At 62.9% G+C, this 18,277-nt stretch carries 18 protein-coding genes; 6 read left to right on the plus strand and 12 right to left on the minus strand.

What is annotated here, in order from left to right:
- Positions 1–87: 87 nt before the first annotated feature.
- On the minus strand, positions 88–1,101 hold the full coding sequence (locus CWE01_RS14055; RefSeq protein ID WP_100941130.1) for an aldo/keto reductase: 1,014 nt from the start codon (positions 1,099–1,101) through the stop codon (positions 88–90).
- A gap of 316 nt (positions 1,102–1,417) precedes the next feature.
- On the opposite strand from CWE01_RS14055, the gene CWE01_RS14060 reads away from it, so the two are divergent.
- Positions 1,418–1,648: a hypothetical protein gene (locus tag CWE01_RS14060; RefSeq protein ID WP_100941131.1), complete on the plus strand. Its 231-nt coding sequence runs from the start codon at positions 1,418–1,420 to the stop codon at positions 1,646–1,648.
- A gap of 74 nt (positions 1,649–1,722) precedes the next feature.
- Here the strand turns inward: CWE01_RS14060 and CWE01_RS14065 are convergent, their stop codons facing one another.
- Positions 1,723–3,036, minus strand: a complete 1,314-nt coding sequence (locus CWE01_RS14065) for an MFS transporter (RefSeq protein ID WP_100941132.1) — start codon at positions 3,034–3,036, stop codon at positions 1,723–1,725.
- 167 nt (positions 3,037–3,203) lie between these two features.
- Between CWE01_RS14065 and CWE01_RS14070 the strand changes: the two genes are divergently transcribed.
- The 4 genes from CWE01_RS14070 (at position 3,204) to CWE01_RS14085 (ending at position 8,114) form a co-directional block, all read left to right on the plus strand.
- Positions 3,204–4,334, plus strand: a complete 1,131-nt coding sequence (locus CWE01_RS14070) for a sugar diacid recognition domain-containing protein (RefSeq protein ID WP_100941133.1) — start codon at positions 3,204–3,206, stop codon at positions 4,332–4,334.
- Positions 4,335–4,433: 99 nt separating this feature from the next.
- Positions 4,434–5,579 carry a glycerate kinase gene (locus CWE01_RS14075; protein ID WP_100941134.1) on the plus strand — a complete coding sequence of 382 codons (1,146 nt, stop codon included), beginning with the start codon at positions 4,434–4,436 and terminating at the stop codon, positions 5,577–5,579.
- A gap of 245 nt (positions 5,580–5,824) precedes the next feature.
- Positions 5,825–6,442 (plus strand): ParB-like protein, encoded by a 618-nt coding sequence (locus tag CWE01_RS14080; protein ID WP_100941135.1) that lies wholly within the window; start codon positions 5,825–5,827, stop codon positions 6,440–6,442.
- Positions 6,435–8,114, plus strand: coding sequence for a SulP family inorganic anion transporter (locus tag CWE01_RS14085; protein ID WP_100941136.1), 1,680 nt, complete (start codon positions 6,435–6,437; stop codon positions 8,112–8,114). The genes CWE01_RS14080 and CWE01_RS14085 overlap by 8 nt, the downstream gene beginning before the upstream one ends.
- Positions 8,115–8,169: 55 nt before the next feature.
- Here CWE01_RS14085 and pncA read toward each other — a convergent pair whose 3' ends face one another.
- From pncA to CWE01_RS14115, 6 genes are all read right to left on the minus strand, one after another.
- Positions 8,170–8,823 (minus strand): bifunctional nicotinamidase/pyrazinamidase, encoded by a 654-nt coding sequence (pncA, locus tag CWE01_RS14090; protein WP_100941137.1) that lies wholly within the window; start codon positions 8,821–8,823, stop codon positions 8,170–8,172.
- A gap of 114 nt (positions 8,824–8,937) precedes the next feature.
- Positions 8,938–9,726, minus strand: coding sequence for an anti-sigma factor (locus tag CWE01_RS14095; protein WP_100941138.1), 789 nt, complete (start codon positions 9,724–9,726; stop codon positions 8,938–8,940).
- Complete coding sequence (locus CWE01_RS14100) at positions 9,723–10,220, minus strand: RNA polymerase sigma factor (RefSeq protein ID WP_100941139.1); 498 nt, start codon at positions 10,218–10,220, stop codon at positions 9,723–9,725. Before CWE01_RS14100 ends, CWE01_RS14095 begins: the two co-directional genes overlap by 4 nt.
- A gap of 54 nt (positions 10,221–10,274) precedes the next feature.
- Positions 10,275–10,814, minus strand: coding sequence for a tetratricopeptide repeat protein (locus tag CWE01_RS14105; RefSeq protein WP_100941140.1), 540 nt, complete (start codon positions 10,812–10,814; stop codon positions 10,275–10,277).
- A gap of 229 nt (positions 10,815–11,043) precedes the next feature.
- Positions 11,044–11,523, minus strand: coding sequence for a nuclear transport factor 2 family protein (locus tag CWE01_RS14110; protein ID WP_100941141.1), 480 nt, complete (start codon positions 11,521–11,523; stop codon positions 11,044–11,046).
- Between the two features lie 113 nt (positions 11,524–11,636).
- Complete coding sequence (locus CWE01_RS14115) at positions 11,637–12,200, minus strand: TetR/AcrR family transcriptional regulator (protein WP_100941142.1); 564 nt, start codon at positions 12,198–12,200, stop codon at positions 11,637–11,639.
- A 198-nt stretch (positions 12,201–12,398) separates the two neighbouring features.
- Between CWE01_RS14115 and pssA the strand changes: the two genes are divergently transcribed.
- Positions 12,399–13,742: a CDP-diacylglycerol--serine O-phosphatidyltransferase gene (gene pssA, locus CWE01_RS14120; RefSeq protein ID WP_100941143.1), complete on the plus strand. Its 1,344-nt coding sequence runs from the start codon at positions 12,399–12,401 to the stop codon at positions 13,740–13,742.
- Between the two features lie 54 nt (positions 13,743–13,796).
- Here the strand turns inward: pssA and efeO (CWE01_RS14125) are convergent, their stop codons facing one another.
- Genes efeO (CWE01_RS14125) through efeU form a run of 4 tightly spaced genes read right to left on the minus strand, consistent with a single transcriptional unit; the run spans position 13,797 to position 18,027 of the window.
- A complete protein-coding gene (gene efeO, locus CWE01_RS14125; protein WP_100941144.1) occupies positions 13,797–14,621 on the minus strand; it encodes an iron uptake system protein EfeO in 825 nt (274 codons plus the stop codon).
- 25 nt (positions 14,622–14,646) lie between these two features.
- Positions 14,647–15,963: an iron uptake transporter deferrochelatase/peroxidase subunit gene (gene efeB / locus CWE01_RS14130; protein ID WP_100941145.1), complete on the minus strand. Its 1,317-nt coding sequence runs from the start codon at positions 15,961–15,963 to the stop codon at positions 14,647–14,649.
- Between the two features lie 19 nt (positions 15,964–15,982).
- Positions 15,983–17,176 (minus strand): iron uptake system protein EfeO, encoded by a 1,194-nt coding sequence (gene efeO / locus CWE01_RS14135; protein ID WP_100941146.1) that lies wholly within the window; start codon positions 17,174–17,176, stop codon positions 15,983–15,985.
- A gap of 8 nt (positions 17,177–17,184) precedes the next feature.
- A complete protein-coding gene (gene efeU / locus CWE01_RS14140) occupies positions 17,185–18,027 on the minus strand; it encodes an iron uptake transporter permease EfeU (protein ID WP_100941147.1) in 843 nt (280 codons plus the stop codon).
- Positions 18,028–18,277: the final 250 nt, after the last annotated feature.

The following is an 18,277-nucleotide window of genomic DNA, read 5'->3' on the forward strand; positions in this document are numbered from 1 at the left end:
CTGTAGGAGCCGGCTTGCTGGCGATAGGCGCGACACGGTGTATCAGGTCGTTCATCGCCAGCAGGCAGGGATCGCGTTGATCCGGAGTCAGAGGCCCCGTGGCACGCGCCCCGAAACAAAGTGGCTGACATCGTTGAAGCCCGGGGTGGAAGCGTGCCCCGGGGTCACCAGCGAATCGACAAAGGCTTCGTCCTCGGCGCTGATCTTCACCGTCAGTGCCTTGGTGTAGCTGTCCCATTGCTCCTCGGTGCGCGGGCCGACAATCGCCGAACTGACGGCGGTATTGTTCAGCACCCAGGCAATCGCGAACTCCACCAGGCCGACGCCCCGTTGTCGGGTATACGCCTGCAATTGCTGGGCAATGCGCAGCGACTCCACCCGCCATTCGGTTTCGAGGATGCGCTTGTCCTGGCGTCCGGCCCGGCTGTTGGCATCCGGCGCGACATCCGGGGCGTATTTGCCGCTGAGCACGCCACGGGCCAGCGGGCTGTAGGGCACCACGCCGAGGCCGTAGGCGGCAGCGGCGGTAATCTGCTCGGTCTCGGCCTGGCGGTTGACGATGTTGTACAGCGGTTGGCTGATCACCGGCTTGTCCACCCCCAGGCGCTCGGCCATGCGGATCACTTCGGCAATCCGCCAGCCGCGGTAGTTGGACAGGCCCCAATGGCGGATCTTGCCCTGGCGCAGCAGGTCGCCGATGGCCGATATGGTGACCTCCAGCGGGGTGCCGTGGTCTTCGCGGTGCAGGTAGTAGATGTCCAGGTAATCGGTGCCCAGGCGGCCGAGACTGGCTTCGATGGCATTGAACAGATGTTTGCGGCTCAGGCCGCTGCGGTTCGGTTTGCCGTCCACCGGGCCGAAGCCGGCCTTGGTCGCGAGGATCCACTCATGGCGATGACGGGCAATGGCTTCGCCGACGATTTCCTCGGAGCGCCCGCCGGTGTAGACGTCGGCGGTGTCGATGAAGTTGATGCCCTGGTCCCAGGCCTTGTCGATGATGCGCAGGGAGGTTTCGGTATCGGTCTGTTCACCGAACATCATGCTGCCCAGTGTCAATGTGCTGACTTGCAATCCGGAATGGCCGAGGGTGCGGTAACTCATGAACAACATCCTTTTGCACGAAAGAGAAGGTGCTCATCAGATACCAGAATGTCGCTGTTGAGCAATCCCTCAATCAACTCGCCGATATCCGACAGCCTTGTTATGGCGAACTGCGCAAAAGTTTCATGTATTCCGACTCCCGCCTGGGATATGGCACAACAGTGTCAGCTCTTTGACCATTCGTCGGAACTGTCAATTCTGACAGGTTGTTACAGTAGCCCGGACTAGAGTCATATATAGCCAGGAGACCCGCTTGTCCGGCGGGTACAGTCGTAAGGCCATCAGGACATAACCCCGCTCAATATGGAGAGAGATAATGCTTAATTCGAAACGTCTTAAGGCGCTGGCCATGGCGATCGTTGTTGCCCAGTTGGGCGTGGTCCCGATGGTGATGGCGCAGGCGCAAGTTGCGCCGATAACGCAGACCCAGAAGGTCACTTCCGAGAAGGCCGGTATGCAACTTGCCAAAAAGCACAAGAAGCATAAACACCACAAGAAAACCATGAGCTCCGTGACTCAAAGCGTAAGTGCAAGCGCCACTGCCTGACTTTAGTCATTGGGGGAGATATGCCCGAGGGACGACAGCGATGTCGAGCCTCGGGCTTTTTTATTCCCGCCGTTTTACACCGCCCGCAAGGTACGGGTCATGCGCAGGGCCAGCAGGCTGCCGGCGACGATCACCGCGGCCAGCACATACAGGGCCGCATCGGTGGAGCCGCTGGCATCCTTGACCCAACCCACCAGGTACGGGCTGAGGAACCCGGCCATCTGGCCCATGGAGTTGATCAGTGCCAGGCCACCGGCGGCCGCGCCGGCGCTGAGCAAGGCCGTGGGCACCGGCCAGAACATCGGCAGGCCGGTGAGGGCGCCCATGGTCGCAATCGTCAGGCCGAGAATCGCGATGGCCGGCGAGGTGGCGAAGTTGACCGCGATCAACAGGCCAATGGCCCCCATCAGCATCGGCACCACCAGGTGCCAGCGACGCTCCTTGCGCAGGTCGGCGGAGCGGCCCACCAGCAACATGAACACCGCCGCCAGCAGGTAGGGAATCGCACTGAGCCAGCCGATCACCAGGTTGTCGCTGAAACCCAGGTTCTTGATGATCGACGGCAGCCAGAAGTTGATGGCGTAGACGCCGCTCTGGATGCAGAAGTAGATCAGGCCAAAGGCCCAGATCGCCGGGTTCTTGAACACTTCACCCAGGGAGTCGCTGACAGCCTTGGGTTTGTTCGCGGCATCCTCGGCCTGGTCGGCCTCGAGCACCGCGCGTTCCTCGGCGGTCAACCACTTGGCGTTGGCGAATTTGTCCGCCAACAGGAAAAACGCCGCAATGCCCAGGGCAATGGTCGGGATCCCTTGCAACAGGAACATCCACTGCCAGCCGGCAAGGCCGCCCTGGCCTGCGGCAAAGTGGTTGAGGATCCAGCCGGAGAAAGGGCTGCCGAGCAGGCCCGAAACCGGGATCGCCGACATGAACAGGGCCATGATCCGCCCGCGGCGGAAGCTCGGGAACCACTGCGAGAGGTACAGCACCACGCCGGGGAAGAAGCCGGCTTCGGCGGCACCGGTGAACAGGCGCAGGGTATAGAACTGGGTCGGCGTGCTGACGAACAGCAGGCAGGTCGACAGCACCCCCCAGGTGATCATCATCAGGGCGATCCAGCGCCGTGGGCCGAAGCGGGTCAGTGCCAGGTTGCTCGGCACGCCGCAGAGCACGTAGCCGATAAAGAAAATCCCGGCCCCGAGGCCGTAGATGGTTTCGCTGAACTTCAACGCGTCGAGCATCTGCAGCTTGGCAAATCCAACATTGACCCGGTCGAGGTAATTGAACAGGTAGCAGATGAAGATGAAGGGGATCAGGCGCAGGGTGATGCGCTTGTATACGGCGTTTTTCAAGTCAGCGGTGGCCTGGGATAACGCGGCGCTCTGTGACATGGCGGTCTCTCTTTATTATGATTTTTTGCGAGGCAAGGGTAACTTGATCGCCCTGTGAGTCTCGGTCACCCCAGCCTTGCTGTCTTTGTGCCAGTGCACAGGGTTTGCCGGTGTACCCTGTGCTGCTGAACAAACGTTGATCCACCTGAACCAAGGACCTTACCGCTATGTTCGAACTGGACCATGACCTGGCACAGGATATCGTCGATCGTACGATGGCCATTCTGCCGTACAACGTCAATGTCATGGACAGCCAGGGCCTGATCCTGGGCAGTGGCGAGCCGGAGCGGATCAATACCCGCCACGAGGGCGCGCAACTGGTATTGGCCAACGGCCGGGTGGTGGTGATCGATGCGCAGGCGGCCAAGTGCCTGAAGGGCGTGCAGCCGGGGATCAACCTGCCGCTGATGCACGACGAACGGCTGATCGGTGTGCTGGGCATTACCGGTGAGCCGGAGCAGTTGCGCACCTATGCCGAACTGGTGCGCATGACTGCCGAAATGCTTGTCGGCCAGCGTCACCAGCAGGCCGAACAGCAATGGCGGCGCCAGCGTTGCGACGATCTGCTGGCCTTGTTGCTCAGCGACGAGGGCGACTCCCCACGCTTGATCGACGAGGCCCGGCAGATGGGTCTCAAGCCGCAGTTGTCGCGGATTCCCTATCTGTTCGAGCTGGACCCGGGGCAGAGCGCCGAAGCGCTGATGGCCTGGTTGCAGTCGCGTTATCCCGACAGCTGGTGCGTGAGTGGGTCGACCGCCTCGCTGTTGTGGTGTCGGCCGGCAACGGTGATCCTCGACGATCAGCGCCTGCTGGAGAAGCTCGACAGCCTGGGCTGGAAGATCGCCCGGGTTGCGGCGGGCGGGCAGGCTGACGGTTTGCAGGGCTTGCGCCGTTGCTATCGGCGGGTCAGTGATCTGCTGGCCTATGGTCGGGAGGTCCTGCCCCATAGTCGCCTGTTGCACCTCAATCGCTATCGCCTGCCGGTGATGCTCTGGCGGCATCGCAGCGACGATGCGCTGGAGGAGTTGCTCAAGCCGCTGCGCAAGGTGATCGCCAAGGACAGCAACGGCCAGTTGCTCGCCACCTTGCGCAGTTGGTGCGAGCATGACGGGCAGAGCCAGGGCTGTGCCGAGGCACTGGGGATTCACCGCAACAGCCTGCGCTATCGAATGGAGCGGATTGCCGAGATCAGTGGTGTCGACCCGCTGCGCCTGGACGGCATGCTGGCGTTGTACCTGGGGGTTCAGTTGTTGCCCCACAGCGAATCGCCGGTGCCGGCCGCTGGGGGCGCTTTGTAGGAATGAACAATAAAGCCTGCCCCGACTTGTGCAGCAGACCGGCGTCATTCCCTGTTCCAACTGGCAGCATGAACGTCACAAGAACTGGAGATCGTCCCCATGAAAATCATCATCGCCCCCGATTCGTTCAAGGACAGCCTCAGCGCCGAAGGTGTGGCCCGGGCGATTGCCCAAGGCCTGGCCCAGGTACTGCCCGAGGCGCAGCTGATTGAATGTCCGATGGCCGATGGGGGCGAGGGGACGGTGGCGTCGGTGTTGGCGGCATGCAACGGCGAACTGCGCAACCAGCGCGTACGGGGCCCTTTGGGCGAGCCGGTGGACGCGCATTGGGGCTGGTTGCCGGCAAGCGCCACGGCGATTATCGAAATGGCCGAGGCCAGCGGTTTGCAACGGGTCCCGAGCGAGCAGCGCAATGCCTGCATCACCAGCACCTTCGGCACCGGAGAGCTGATCCGCGCCGCCCTGGATGCCGGTGCGCAACGGATCATCCTCGCGATTGGCGGCAGCGCCACCAACGACGCCGGTGCCGGTGCCTTGCAGGCCCTGGGCGTGGGGCTGTTCGATGCCCGCGGGCAGGTGGTGCAAGCGGGCGGCCTGGCCTTGGCCGGTGTCGTGCGGGTGACCCTTGAGGGTTTGGACCCGCGTCTCGACCAGGTGCGTTTCGAGATCGCCGCCGATGTGAACAATCCCCTGTGCGGTGAGCAGGGCGCTTCGGCGATCTTCGGCCCGCAGAAAGGCGCGACGCCGGACCAGGTACGAGCACTGGACGCGGCCCTCGGGCATTTTGCCGACTTGTGCGCGCAGGTGCAGGGCCAGGATGTGCGTGACGAGCCGGGCAGCGGTGCGGCGGGCGGCCTGGGCTTTGCCGCCAAGGCCTTCTTCGGGGCGTGCTTTCGTCCTGGTGTGGAGGTGGTGGCGGAGCTGGTGGGCCTGGCCGATGCGGTGCGCGGCGCTGACCTGGTGATTACCGGCGAAGGCCGCTTCGATGCCCAGACCCTGCGCGGCAAGACCCCGTTCGGCGTGGCGCGGATCGCCCGGGAACAAGGCGTGCCGGTGATCGTGCTGGCCGGAACCCTCGGTGAAGGTTATGAGCAGATGTATGCCCATGGGGTCGACGCGGCCTTTGCCCTGGCGTCCGGTCCGATGAGCCTGGAGCAGGCCTGTCGTGATGCATCGCGGCTGTTGAGCGCACGGGCCGGGGACATTGCCCGGGTCTGGAAGCTGGCGGCTGCTTCACGGCGATGATACGTTCCTTTGAACACAGCATGACCTTGTAGGAGCCGGCTTGCTGGCGATGCGATCTGATGAGCGACATCGTCGTCGCCTGATACGTCGCCATCGCCAGCAAGCCGGCTCCTACAAGTTTTGCGACGTTGTCAGGGGGATTGGTTTGTCCATGAAGAATGACAATGCGTGGTGTCTCCCCGGGCCATTCAGGGCTAAGCTTGCGATCAGTCCAAGGTTCGGACTGGTCTGCCCGGAGATGTTCAATGGCTCGTGCCCGCCCGCAACTGATCAGCGCAAAGCTTGCAAAACTGCACCCCACCCAAGTCACCGTCGGCCTGCAAGAGGTAGCCCTCAAGCGGGCCCAGTGGCAGACCCTCAAACGCAAGGAACGCGAAGCCGCCCTCGATAATCACTGGTTTCCCTGTGTCCTCGGGCCTGAAGGCCAGCACTTCATTGTCGATCACCATCACTTCGGCCTGGCGTTGATGCAGGAAGAGGTGAAGAAGGTCTCGTTGCTGGTGCTCAAGGACCTCTCGTTCGTCGAGTCGGCGAGCTTCTGGACCATCATGGACTTCCACCAGTGGGTCCATCCCTACGATGCCAAGGGCATTCGTCGCGGCTACGACAAGGTGCCCGGATGCATCAGCGAGCTGCAGGACGACCCCTATCGCAGTCTCGCCGGCGCCTTGCGTCGGGCAGGCGGGTTTGCCAAGGACGTTACGCCCTTCAGCGAATTTCTCTGGGCTGATTTCTTCCGCACACGCATCACCGCCGCCGAACTGGCTGGGTCGAGCGAGCAGGTGCAGGCGACCGCCCTCAAGCTGGCCCGCGGTCAGGCCGCGCGTTATCTGCCGGGTTGGAGTGGTCCGATCGATGCCTGAGCCGTCCGCACTGCCTACCCCGATGCCCGCCGAACAACCGAAACGCGGCTGGGCGGATCTGATTGCCGGGCTGTCGATTGCCGGCCTGCTGTTACCCGAGGCGGTCGCCTATTCGAGCATCGCCAACGTGCCGCCCCAGGCCGGGGTTATCGCGCTGTTTGCCGGGTTGTTCTGCTACGGTCTGTTCGGCACCAGCCGTTACGCCATTGTCTCCGCCACCTCGTCGTCGGCTGCGGTGCTGGCGGCGGCCACGGTCTCGGTGGCCGGTCCCGACATGGCGCTGCGCCTGACCATGGCCATCGGCCTGGTGATGATCACCGGCCTGATGTTCATGCTCGCCGGCTTGTTCAAGTTGGGCAGCGTCACGTCCTTTATTGCCAAGCCGGTGTTGCGTGGTTTTGCCTTCGGCCTGGCGGTGACCATCATCCTCAAGCAGGTCGCCAGCATCGTCCATGTGAACCCCGCCCACAGCGACCTGATCCGTTTCGTGCCCGAATTGCTCAGTCAGTTGCCGCGCTGGAACTGGGCCGGAGTCGCGGTGGCGGTCGTCGCCCTGATGCTGCTCTCGGTACTCAGCCGCTACCGGCGCTTGCCGGGTGGCTTGCTGGTGGTGATGCTCGGCGTGGCCGCCGGCAAGTGGCTGGACCTGCCCGGCTACGGCGTCAACCTGATCGGGGTGATCGACCTGCAGCTGGCGGTGCCGTCGCTGCCGCGCCTGGCCTTCTCCGAGTGGTTGAAGCTGGTGGAACTGGGCTTTGCCATGGTGATGATTCTCTACGCCGAGTCCTACGGTTCCATCAGCGCCTTTGCCCTCAAGCACGGTGACCGGGTGAGCTCCAACCGCGACCTGCTGGTACTGGGCGGCGCCAACCTGTTGTCCGGGCTGTTCCATGGCATGCCCGCCGGTGCCGGCTACTCGGCGACCTCGGCGAATGACGCGGCCGGAGCCACTTCCCGTATGGCCGGGGTGGTGGCGGCGCTGGTGGTGCTGCTGATCGTGCTGACCTTGTTGCCGCTGATCGCCCTGACCCCGGAACCGGTGCTGGCGGCCATCGTCATTCATGCCTTGACCCGGGCCCTGAGCCTGGAGCCCTTGCAGCGTTACTTCGTCTGGCGCCGCGACCGCGTCCTGGCGATCTGTGCGGTGGCCGCAGTGCTGCTGCTCGGGGTGCTGGACGGTTTGCTGGCGGCGGTGGCGATCAGCCTGATGCTGATGTTGCGGCAGATGTCCTCGGCCTCGGTCCAGGTGCTCGGGCATATTGCCGACGGCCATGATTTCGTCGACTGTCAGCTGCATCCGCAAGCACGGGAAGTGCCCGGGTTGCTGATCGTGCGTCCGGGTGAGCCGTTGTTCTTCGCCAACGCCGAACGTATCCTCGGCAGCGTCTCGCGGCGGGTTCGCGAGCAGGGTGATGCCGTGCATTCGGTGATTCTCAGCCTGGAGGAGTCGCCGGACCTGGACGGCACCAGCCTGGAAGCCCTGCAGGACTTTATCGTGCGTTTTCCGACTGAGGGCAAACGGCTGTTGTTGGCGCGCTTGAAGCACGAGGCGCATCAGGCCCTGTTGGCGCTACCGGCCGAGACGCTGGCGCAGGTGACGCTCAGCGACTTGAGCGTGTATGCGGTGGTGCAGCAGGTCAATCAGCCACTGGGCACTGGCGTCGCGAGCTGATCTTTTCGCGGTAGGGGCTCCCTGTGCGAGGGCGCAGTGAGCCCTGTCTGTGGAGTCAGGCCGCCAATGCTATCGAGTCGATGAGCTTCACCCCGGCGGCTTCCATCTCGCCCAGCGCGCGCTGCAGTGAACCGTCCAGGTCAATGGCCCGGCAGGCGTCGACGATCAGCACGGTGTTGAAGCCCGCCGTTCGTGCATCCAGCGCCGACCAGGCGACGCAGTAGTCCAGCGCCAGGCCGACCAGGTAGACCGTATCAATCCCCCGCTCCTTCAGGTAACCGGAAAGACCGGTGGGCGTGCGTCGGTCGGCTTCGACGAAGGCTGAGTAACTGTCGATATCGCGGTTGAAGCCCTTGCGCACGATCAGTTGCGCATGGGGCAGGTTCAGGTCCGCATGCAACTGCGCACCGTGGCTGCCTTGTACGCAATGCTCCGGCCAAAGGGTTTGCGCCCCATAGGGCAGTTGCACGCTGTCAAAGGGTGCCTTGCCAGGATGGCTGCTGGCGAACGAGACGTGGCCAGCGGGATGCCAGTCCTGGGCGACGACCACGTTGCGAAAACGGGCGCCCAGGCGGTTGATAAGAGGCACGATCTCGTCGCCGCCCTGGACTGCCAGTTGGCCGCCGGGAATGAAATCATTCTGCATATCGATCACGACCAGGGCGCAACGCGGGTCGTTCAGGGGCGGCAGGTTGTGAGACGGGGACATGGGACCTCCTTGGAAATTGGACTCGACCTCGAAGAGTCTAGTTGTTGTGCCTGCGCCAGGCAGCGTCTCGGACCGTCGGTGGTCGGCCGCGAGACGGGTAGGTTATTGGCCAGGTTAACTGGCGAAACGTTGCCTGAGCAGGTCCGCCATGTCGTTCAGTTCAGCCACCGAGTTACGCCCGATCAACATGTAGGCATAGGTCGGTCCGGACCAGAACACCACATTCATGCCATGGCGCACTTCCTGGGCCATGGCCCGGGTCCCGGTCTTCGAATGGGTGATGCACAACGCCAGCGGCCCGTGTTGCGGGTCCAGGTAGTTGATCTGGGCAATCGGTATATGTTCGTACTCGAGCATCTGCGCGCGCTTGAGTTGCGCGACCGGCAGTTGCACCTGGGCGGGGTCAAGCGCCAACCCCAGGTGCTGCTGGACACTTTGCAACTGGGCCCGGTGAGTGGCGTCGTCGCCGGGCAGGTTCTCCAGGGTCTGTGCCGTGTACAGCGCCATATAGTCGGCCACCAGCCCGCGCCAGCTGATTTCGCTCGACGGCGCGGGCGTCTGCCAAGCCTGGAACAGTCGATCCGCGGCAATCCCTGCGACCATGAAGCTGGCGGCCACGGCGAGGAAACTGCGCCGACTCATCGGCGTCGCGGCCTTTTTTTCTGTCGGCAGGTTGTGCAGCATGGCCTCAAGGCGAGCCTGGGGCGCCTGTTCGAGCAGTTCGCCATAGGCTTCCTGGAACGGCAGGTCGCTGCGCATCAGCCACTCGAGACGCTCGGCCACGCTTTCGTCACGGGCCAGCGCAGCCTCGATCCGGCCGCGTTCCTCGGCGTCCAGTTCGTCGTCGAGAAAGGCCACCAACTGTTCATCCGTCGGGGTGTAGTGCGAGAGTGGGTCAGTCATCGCCGTTCTCCGCTGTTTGCGCTGGGCACGGCACGCAGGGGCGGATGTTCCGCCAGCTTCACCCGTGCGGCGGCCAGCCGGCTCATGACCGTACCGATGGGCACTTCGAGCACTTGGGCCACTTCCTTGTAGGACAGACCTTCGACATAGGCCAGAAATACGGTTTCGCGCTGGGCGTCGGGGAGGGCATCGACACGCCGGATCACCTGGGAGGCCAGGACGTGGGTCTGCACCACCTGCTCGCCATCGAAGCTCAGGGCTTCGTCGGCATCGACCAGGCCCTGGCCGCGGCGCACCCGCTGGGAACGCACTTCATTGAGCCAGAGCGAATGCAGGATGCTCAGCAGCCAGCGGTCCATGCGCGTGCCCGAGACGAACTGATCGCCTCGCTCCAGGGCGCGGACACAGGTGGCCTGCACCAGGTCCTCGGCGATATGGCGTTGGCGGGACAGCACCAGCGCGTAACGCCACAGGCGCGGCAGGTGCTCCCCCATCTCGGTGCGTATTTCCTTGTCGCTGGCGATGACAACCTCCGCCTTTAACGGTGATCAGCTGGGGATCGGGTGCGCGATGGCGTCGGACAGGTCTTCATATTCTTCGCAACCGGTGCCGCAGAGTGACTTGATGGTCTGCAACTGTACCTGGGCCAGGTCGATGCGGCCCTTGATCACGTAGGCTTCGCCGAGGTATTCGCGGACCTGGGCGTAGTTCGGGTCCAGCTCCAGGGCCTGCAGGTAGTAGCCGATGCCTTCGTCGGTGCGACCCAGTTTACGGGTGGCGTAGCCGCGATAGTTCAGGGCCTTGGCCGTGTTGGGTTGCTTGAGGGTGTCGAGCAGGTCCAGGGCGGCCTGATACTCGCCATTCTTGGCCAGGCGGTAGGCGTAGTCGGTGCGATCTTCATCCGGTGTCAGGCTGCTGACATAGGGAACGCAGGCTTTTTTAGCCTTGTTCCACACCTGTCCCTTTGGGCAAGTAGGCGGCATCGATTCCGGCTTTTCGCCCGAGGCGAATACCGGGGTGCTCAACAGGGCCGCGGCCATGCAACTGGCCATCAAGAAAGGAACCGCGAAGGTGGCTTTGATGCTCATCGGTAATGCTCCGGTATCTGTTGGCTAGTAAACACTCATGCGGCGGGTTTTATTCGCTGCCTCTGAAATTTATTTGCGACGCCTCGTCGCAAGTCGATCGCGATGCCTGCTATGGATTGAACACCCGGTGTGCGGAATTTATTCATGGCTGCAGAAAAAATCGCCCATCAGGCGATTTTTTTGCAAAGGCGGTCATTCCCACCGGGGGCGGGAATGACCGAACGATGGGTTACAGCCCCAGGTCGGAGAGACCCGGATGATCGTCCGGGCGCCGCCCCAACGGCCAGTGGAACTTGCGCTCCTCGGCCTTGATCGGCATGTCGTTGATGCAGGCATGCCGGTTGGACATCAGGCCGTTCTGGTCGAATTCCCAGTTTTCGTTGCCGTAGGAGCGGAACCAGTTGCCCGAGTCGTCATGCCATTCATAGGCATAACGTACGGCGATGCGGTTGTCGGTAAAGGCCCAGAGTTCCTTGATCAGACGGTAATCCAGTTCCCTGGCCCATTTGCGGGTCAGGAAAGCCTTGGCTTCCTCGCGGTTGTGGGCGAACTCGGCACGGTTACGCCATTGGGTGTCGAGGGTGTAGGCCAGGGACACGCGCTGCGGGTCGCGGGAGTTCCAGCCGTCTTCGGCCAGGCGGATCTTCTGGATCGCCGATTCACGGGTGAAGGGGGGAAGTGGCGGGCGAACGTCAGCGTCAGATGACATGGCAATGTCTCCAATTGAGTAGGGTTCAGACAAGTTGTCGCGCTTGGCTCAAGCGGCCGTCGGCCCGCCCGCCAATCGCTCATCCAGAGCGTAGTGGCGATGCGGGGGACGACTCAGAGCGCCAATAACGTTCGCGCCATGCATTGCGCATTATCGGCTGCACCGGGGTCGCCCATGACAAGTGCAACGGTAATGGCGCCGTCGATCAGGATCAGCAACTGTTTGCCAGTGGCCTGGGGATCGTCGATGCCATGTGCTTCACAGAGCTCGACCACATAGTCGAGCAGCTTCTGTTTGTGCTCCTTGGCCAGTTGTCGCACCGGGTCCTTGGGGTCGCCGGTTTCGCCTGCGGTGTTGATAAAGGCGCAGCCGCGAAAGCCCTCGCTGGCGAACCAGCCGCCGAGCACGCTGAACAGCGCCAGCAGGCGCTCACCGGAGCTGGCGGCCCGGTCGACTTCGCCGCGATACCACTGCATCCAGCGGATATCCCGGCGGCGCAAGGCTTCCAGGGTCAGGTCGTCCTTGGTGCCAAAGTATTTGTAGAGGCTTTTGCGCGCCACGCCGGAGGTGCGCACCAGAAGATCGATGCCGGTGGCATGGATGCCACTTTGATAGATCAACTGCTCGGCGGTATCCAGCAGGTTTTCACGGGTCTGATTCGGAGTGATTTCGTTCATGGGAAAGAGAGTAGAACGATCGTTCTCCATGGTCAACCGTCTTTTCCGGATAAACCCATGGAGGGTGATAAGGGGACGGGCAGGGAGCCCCTCCGCGAACGACTCCAGGTTGGCAGCAAAGCCCTCTTTGAAGGCGCGTCCGAGAGCGGCGCATGGTGTAGACTCAGCGATCCTTCGCATTCGACCCTAGCGAGCCCTATGCCGTCGCTCTTCAAACGCTCCCTGTTGCCCAAACTGCGCAGCTTTCCGCTGGCTGCCGAGGCCTTGACCATCCTGCCTTCGGCCGCCGAGTTCCGGCGTTGCCTGCTGGAGAAGATCGCCGGTGCCCGGCAGCGCATCACGCTGGTGGCGTTGTACCTGCAGGAAGACGAGGCCGGCCAGGAAATCCTCGATGCCCTGCATGCGGCCAAGTCGGCCCGTCCGGAGCTGGACATCGTCGTGGTGGTGGACTGGCTGCGGGCCCAGCGTGGCCTGATCGGTGCCGGCAAGCAGCCGGGTAACAGCGCCTGGTACCAGGCGCAAACCCGCGACCACACGACTGAAGTGCCGATCTACGGCGTCCCGGTGCAAACCCGCGAACTGTTCGGCGTGCTCCACCTGAAGGGTTTCGTGATCGACGATTGCGTGATCTACAGCGGCGCGAGCCTGAACAACGTCTACCTGCACAAGTTCGACAAATACCGCTTCGACCGTTACCACGTGCTGCACAACGCCGCCCTGGCCGACTCGATGCAGGGATTGATCCGCAACGAGTTGCTGGCCTCCCGGGCGGTGCGCCGTCTCGACGTGCCGGAACTGCCGACGACCCGCAGCCTGCGCAGCGATATCGGCGATTTGCGCAGCCGCCTGAAAAAGGCCGGTTATGACACCACGGCCGGCAGCGAGCCGACCTTCGGCCTGTCGGTCAGTCCGGTGATGGGGTTGGGCAAGAACAACCCGCTGAATCGCCTGATCTGCGAGCTGATCGCGTCCAGCCAGCAGCAACTGACCATCTGCACGCCGTATTTCAACATGCCGCTGGCGGTAACCCGGGAACTCAACCGGGCCCTGGAGCGCGGGGTGAAGATCGATATCATCGTTGGCGACAAGACCGCCAACGACTTCTATATCCCGCCGAGCCAGCCGTTCAAGGTGATCGCGGCCTTGCCTTATCTCTACGAGATCAGCCTGCGGCGTTTCGCCAAGCGTCATCAGCCGGTGATCGATAGCGGGCAACTGAACCTGCACCTGTGGCGTGACGGCGACAACACCTATCACCTCAAGGGCATGTGGGTCGACGAGCGTTATACCTTGCTGACGGGGAACAACCTCAATCCACGGGCGTTCCGCCTGGATCTGGAGAATGCCTTGCTGATTGACGATCCACGTCGCGAGTTGTGCGAGGTGCGGGCGAAGGAGTTGGCCCTGATCATGGAGAACACCCAGCGGATCGACAGCTTCAAGAGCCTGGAGACGCTGATGGACTATCCGGAAGCGGTGGGCAAGTTTCTGCGGCGGGTCAGTCGGGTGCGGATCGAGCGGTTGTTGTATCGGATGTTGTAACGCGGGGATGAGGCCATCCCGGGCGATAGCAATCCCCCGGGATAACCAGCGGCCTTAGTTCAGGCCCAGCTTGCCACGCAGGGTCGAAAGGTCTTCAGCCAGGGTAGTGACTGGACCCACCAGGGCCTTGCGGTCGGCTTCCTTGACCTTGTCATAGGTTTCGAAACCGCCATCCTTGGTCTTGTACTTGGCCAGGATCTTGTCCACTGCGGCGAAGTTCTTGTCCACCTTGGCGGCAAAAGCCTTGTCCTGCTTCTCGATCTGCGGACGGAACAGGTCGACGATTTTCTTCGCGCCGTCGATGTTGCCCTGGAAGTCATACAGGTCGGTGTGGCTGTAACGGTCTTCTTCACCGGAGATCTTGGTCGCGGCGACTTCTTCCAGCAGGGCAGCAGCACCGCCGACGACTTTCTCAGGCGGGAAGGTCAGGCCGGCAACGCGGGTCTGCAGGTCCTTGACGTCCTTGTTCAGGCCGTCAGCCAGGGCCGTCAGGCCGTCGGTGGTGTTTTCCGAGAACAGGGTGTATTCGATGCGGTGGAAGCCGGTGAAGTCTTCAGCCTTCACGCCTTTTTCATGGTCATTGACGCGGGAGTCGATGGCACCGTCCAGGTCATTGAACAGCTCGGCGATCGGTTCGATCTTCTCGTAGTGCACGCGAGTCGGGGCGTAGAGCTTCTTGGCGGTGGCCAGGTCGCCTTTCTTCACGGCGTCGGTGAACTGCTGGGTCTTGCTGACCAGCTCATCGATCTCTGCGGTCACATAGATCTTGTAGTCGGACACCGGGCCCACCAGATCCAGCGGCGCGGTGGCCGCGAAAGCCGAAAGCGGTGCATGCAACAGGCCAAGGGCCAACAACAAAGCAAGAGGCGACTTCTTCATGGGACGTTTCCTGGTGAGTTAAGGGTCAAGCGGTGGTTTTTTGTTTTGCAGCCAACAGCAGTGAGCGACCGATAAAGTCCTGATCGCCCGTGACCCCCGGCAAGGTGAAGAAATAACCGCCGCCGATAGGCTTGAGGTATTCCTCCAGGGGCTCGCCGTTGAGCCGGGTTTGTACGGCAATGAAGCCTTGCGCCAGATCGGACTGGTAGCAGATGAACAGCAGGCCCATTTCCAGCTGGCCGTTCTTGCTCACGCCATTGGAGTAGTTGAACGGGCGACGCAGGATCAGGTTGCGCTGGGTTTCGGTGGTGCGCGGGTTGGCCAGGCGGATATGCGCATCGAGCTTGGTCAGCTTGCCTTCCGGGTCCTTGCTGTAGTCGGGAATGTCGCTTTCCTTCTGGCCGCCCATGGGCGCGCCGGTCGCTTTGACCCGACCGATGATGCTTTGCTGTTCCTGCAGCGGCGTGCGGTCCCAGCGCTCCACCAGGTTGCGGATGATCCGCACCGCCTGATAGCTGCCGGCCACGGCCCAGGCCGGTTCGTTGGCCCCAGGCTGGACCCAGACGATTTTGTCCATGGCGCTGGCATCGTTGGAGTCGGGGTTGGCCGAGCCGTCACGGAAACCCAGGAAGTTGCGCGCGCTCTGGGCCGGTTCGCCGGCCTTGGCCGGCGCCTGGGCCGGTACCGTGCCTTCCTGCTTCCAGCGCACCAGCAGCAGGTCCGGGGTGTTCTTGACGATGTCGCGCAGGGCGTGAATGTTGGTGTCCGGGGTATTGGAGCTGAACTGGATGCTCAGGTCGCCGTGGCACAATTCCTCTTGCAACGCGTCGTTGGGGAAGCCAGCCATGCGGATCAGATGCCTGGGCTTGACGCTGGCCAGTCCATAACGTTCGTCGAACAGCGACTCCCCCACCGAAACGGTGATGGTCAGGTTGTCCGGGGTGACCACCGGGCCGAGAATCCCGGAATCCAGCGGGGGCAGTTTTTCATCGACCTGTTTCACCGGGCCGCCGCTCATCAGGAACGCGATGCGCTTGTTCAGGGTACGGAACAGGCGTTCGAGTTCCTCGCTGTCACTGGCCAGGACGTCGAAGGAGACGATCATGCCGGCGGCCGGACGCGGGGTGACGATCCCGGTCTGGTGCTTGCCGTGGAAGTCGTGGCGGTCTTCGGTCTTGTCGCTGCTCGGCGCTTCGGTGACCTGGGCTTGCGCCTGGCTGGCGGCCATGGCCGGGCAGCTCAGGGCGCTGCCGGCGAGGGCGGCGCCGGCCACCCCCATGCCCAGCAGGACGCGACGGCGCTGGGCGGAGAATTCGGCGTTGTTGTGTTCTGAATCGCTCATGTTCGTATCGTCTGCTTGTTTACAGGCCGGAAAGGCCGAGGGCGGGGTCGATTCCATCGAGTGCATCGGCCAGGGCCTTGGCCTTGTCGCTGATCTGCTGGCGTTGCGCGGCACTCACGGTGTCGTAGGTGACATAGCCGTTGGCATTGCGCAGGCCGTTGAATTCCGCGTCCAGAGCCACGGCGGCATCGTCGATCTTCACCAGCAGGTCGCCGGACGACTTGACCAGCAGCGGCCGCATCAGGTCGATGACCTTTTGCGCGGCTTGCAGGTTGGCGGCGAAGCCGTCCAGGTCGACGTGGCTGTAACGCTCTTCTTCGCCGCTGCTGGCCCGGGTATCGGCCATGCTGCGCAGGCTGCGCACGACGATGCTGACCAGTTGTTCCGGCGGCAGCGATTGGGCCAGCAGTTGCTGCTTGAGGTTGGTGACATCGGCTTGCAGGTGCTGGGCGACCGGCACCAGGCCCTCGACACTGCGTTGCTGGAACAGGCCGTACTCGATGCGATGGAAACCACCGAAGCCCGGATCCTGTTCACGTTTTTCGTAATAGTCGGCACGGGCATTGATCGCGTTATCCAGCTCGGCGAGACGCTGGGCGGCCGGAGCCAGACGCTGATAGGCGGCACGGGCCGGGGCATAGAGTGCCTGGGCCTGGGTCAGGTCGCCGGCGGCAATCGCCTGTTCCAGCGCATCGACCGCCTTGATCAGCGCGTTGCCCTGGCTGCTCAGGTAGACACGGAACTCCGACAGCGGCCCGATAAAGGCGGTCATCGACGGCCGTGCCTTGGCCGCGGCCTCGGAAGCCGCCGTTGGGGTGACGTGCAAGGTCCCGCGCGGGTTGCTCAGCAGCCCGCAGGTAATGGCGTAGTCACCGGGTTGCAGGTTGGCGTTGATCACCTGGCTCAGGCCCGGGGCGATGTTCTCGCGCTCCTCGACCACCAGCACGCCGTCGAGGATTTCCCACTCGACCGCGCGTTGCGAACCGTTGAGGATGCGGAAGCTGTTTTGCCCGGCCGGCACGCTCAGGGCATTCGGCTCGCAGCCGTGGGCCTGGATGGTCACGGTGATTTCGTTGTGATGGGACTGGCGTTTGCTAGCGGCCAGTTGCGAGGCGTAATAGAACAGTCCACCGGCCGCGATCATCACGATCACCGAGCCGGCTACCGCCCAGCGCAGGGCCTGGGGCGGTTTGCCAGTTGCAGGGTTGGACATGGGTAACCTTACTGATTGGGAACGGAAGAAGTGTGCTTGGGTGCCGGTGCCGAGGTCGGCAGGAAGAACAGCACCAGGGTGAACACCAGGTACAGCAGGTAGGCGCCGAGGACGCTGACCGTCGGAGCATCCTGATAACCGAACATGCCGGCCAGGACCGAGCCCGCCGGACCGTCCATCGGCAGCGTGGCGCTGATGTCGAAGACCACGGTCTGCAGGTGGTTCCACAGGCCGGCTTCATGCAGGGCCTGGACCGAGTTGGCGAGGATGCCGGCGGCGACCACCAGGATGAACAGGCCGGTCCAGCGGAAGAACAGCCCCAGGTTCAGGCGCATGCTGCCGCTGTAGATGGCGAAGCCGACGAAAATCGCCAGGATCAGGCCGAGGAGGGCACCGATGGGTGCGCCCGGACCTTCGCTCTGCTGGAACACCGCCAGCAGGAAGAACACGGTTTCCAGGCCTTCGCGGGCCACGGCGAAAAACACCATGGCAATCAGCGCCCAGACCTGGTGCCTGGAGCCGGCGAGTGCGTGGTCGAGGGATTCATGCAGGGCGTGCTTGATGGAGCGGGCGACCTTGCGCATCCAGAACACCATCGAGCTGAGGATGCCGACGGCAACCAGCCCGACCACGCCTTCGAAGAGTTCCTGCTGTTTCTGCGGGAACTCGGCACTGACCAGCTCCAGGCCACCACCGACCAGCAGGGCAAGGGCGGCGGCAAGGAACACGCCGATCCACACCGCGGGCATCCACTGACCCCGGCCAGTCTGCTTGAGGTAACTGGCGATAATGCCAACGATAAGCGCGGCTTCAATGCCTTCGCGCAGCATGATCAGGAAGGGAACCAGCATTCGACAACGCACCACAGTGAGAGAAGATGGTAATTTGTAACATAATGATACTCATTACTAAACAGGTTTAATCGGTAATTGCTGAATAGTGATGGGGTAGACGGGGCTTTTGAGGCGGGGGGATGTTGCACAAGCGAGCGTCTAGCACGCCTGTTACGAGGTATCTGCCACGGGCAGGAGCAGGGCTCTGCGGGGTTCCCGTGGGAGCGACTTGCCAGCGATTGCGACGCTGAAGGTTACATCGTCATCG

The sequence above is a fragment of the Pseudomonas sp. QS1027 genome, assembly GCF_002814235.1.
GTDB lineage: Bacteria > Pseudomonadota > Gammaproteobacteria > Pseudomonadales > Pseudomonadaceae > Aquipseudomonas.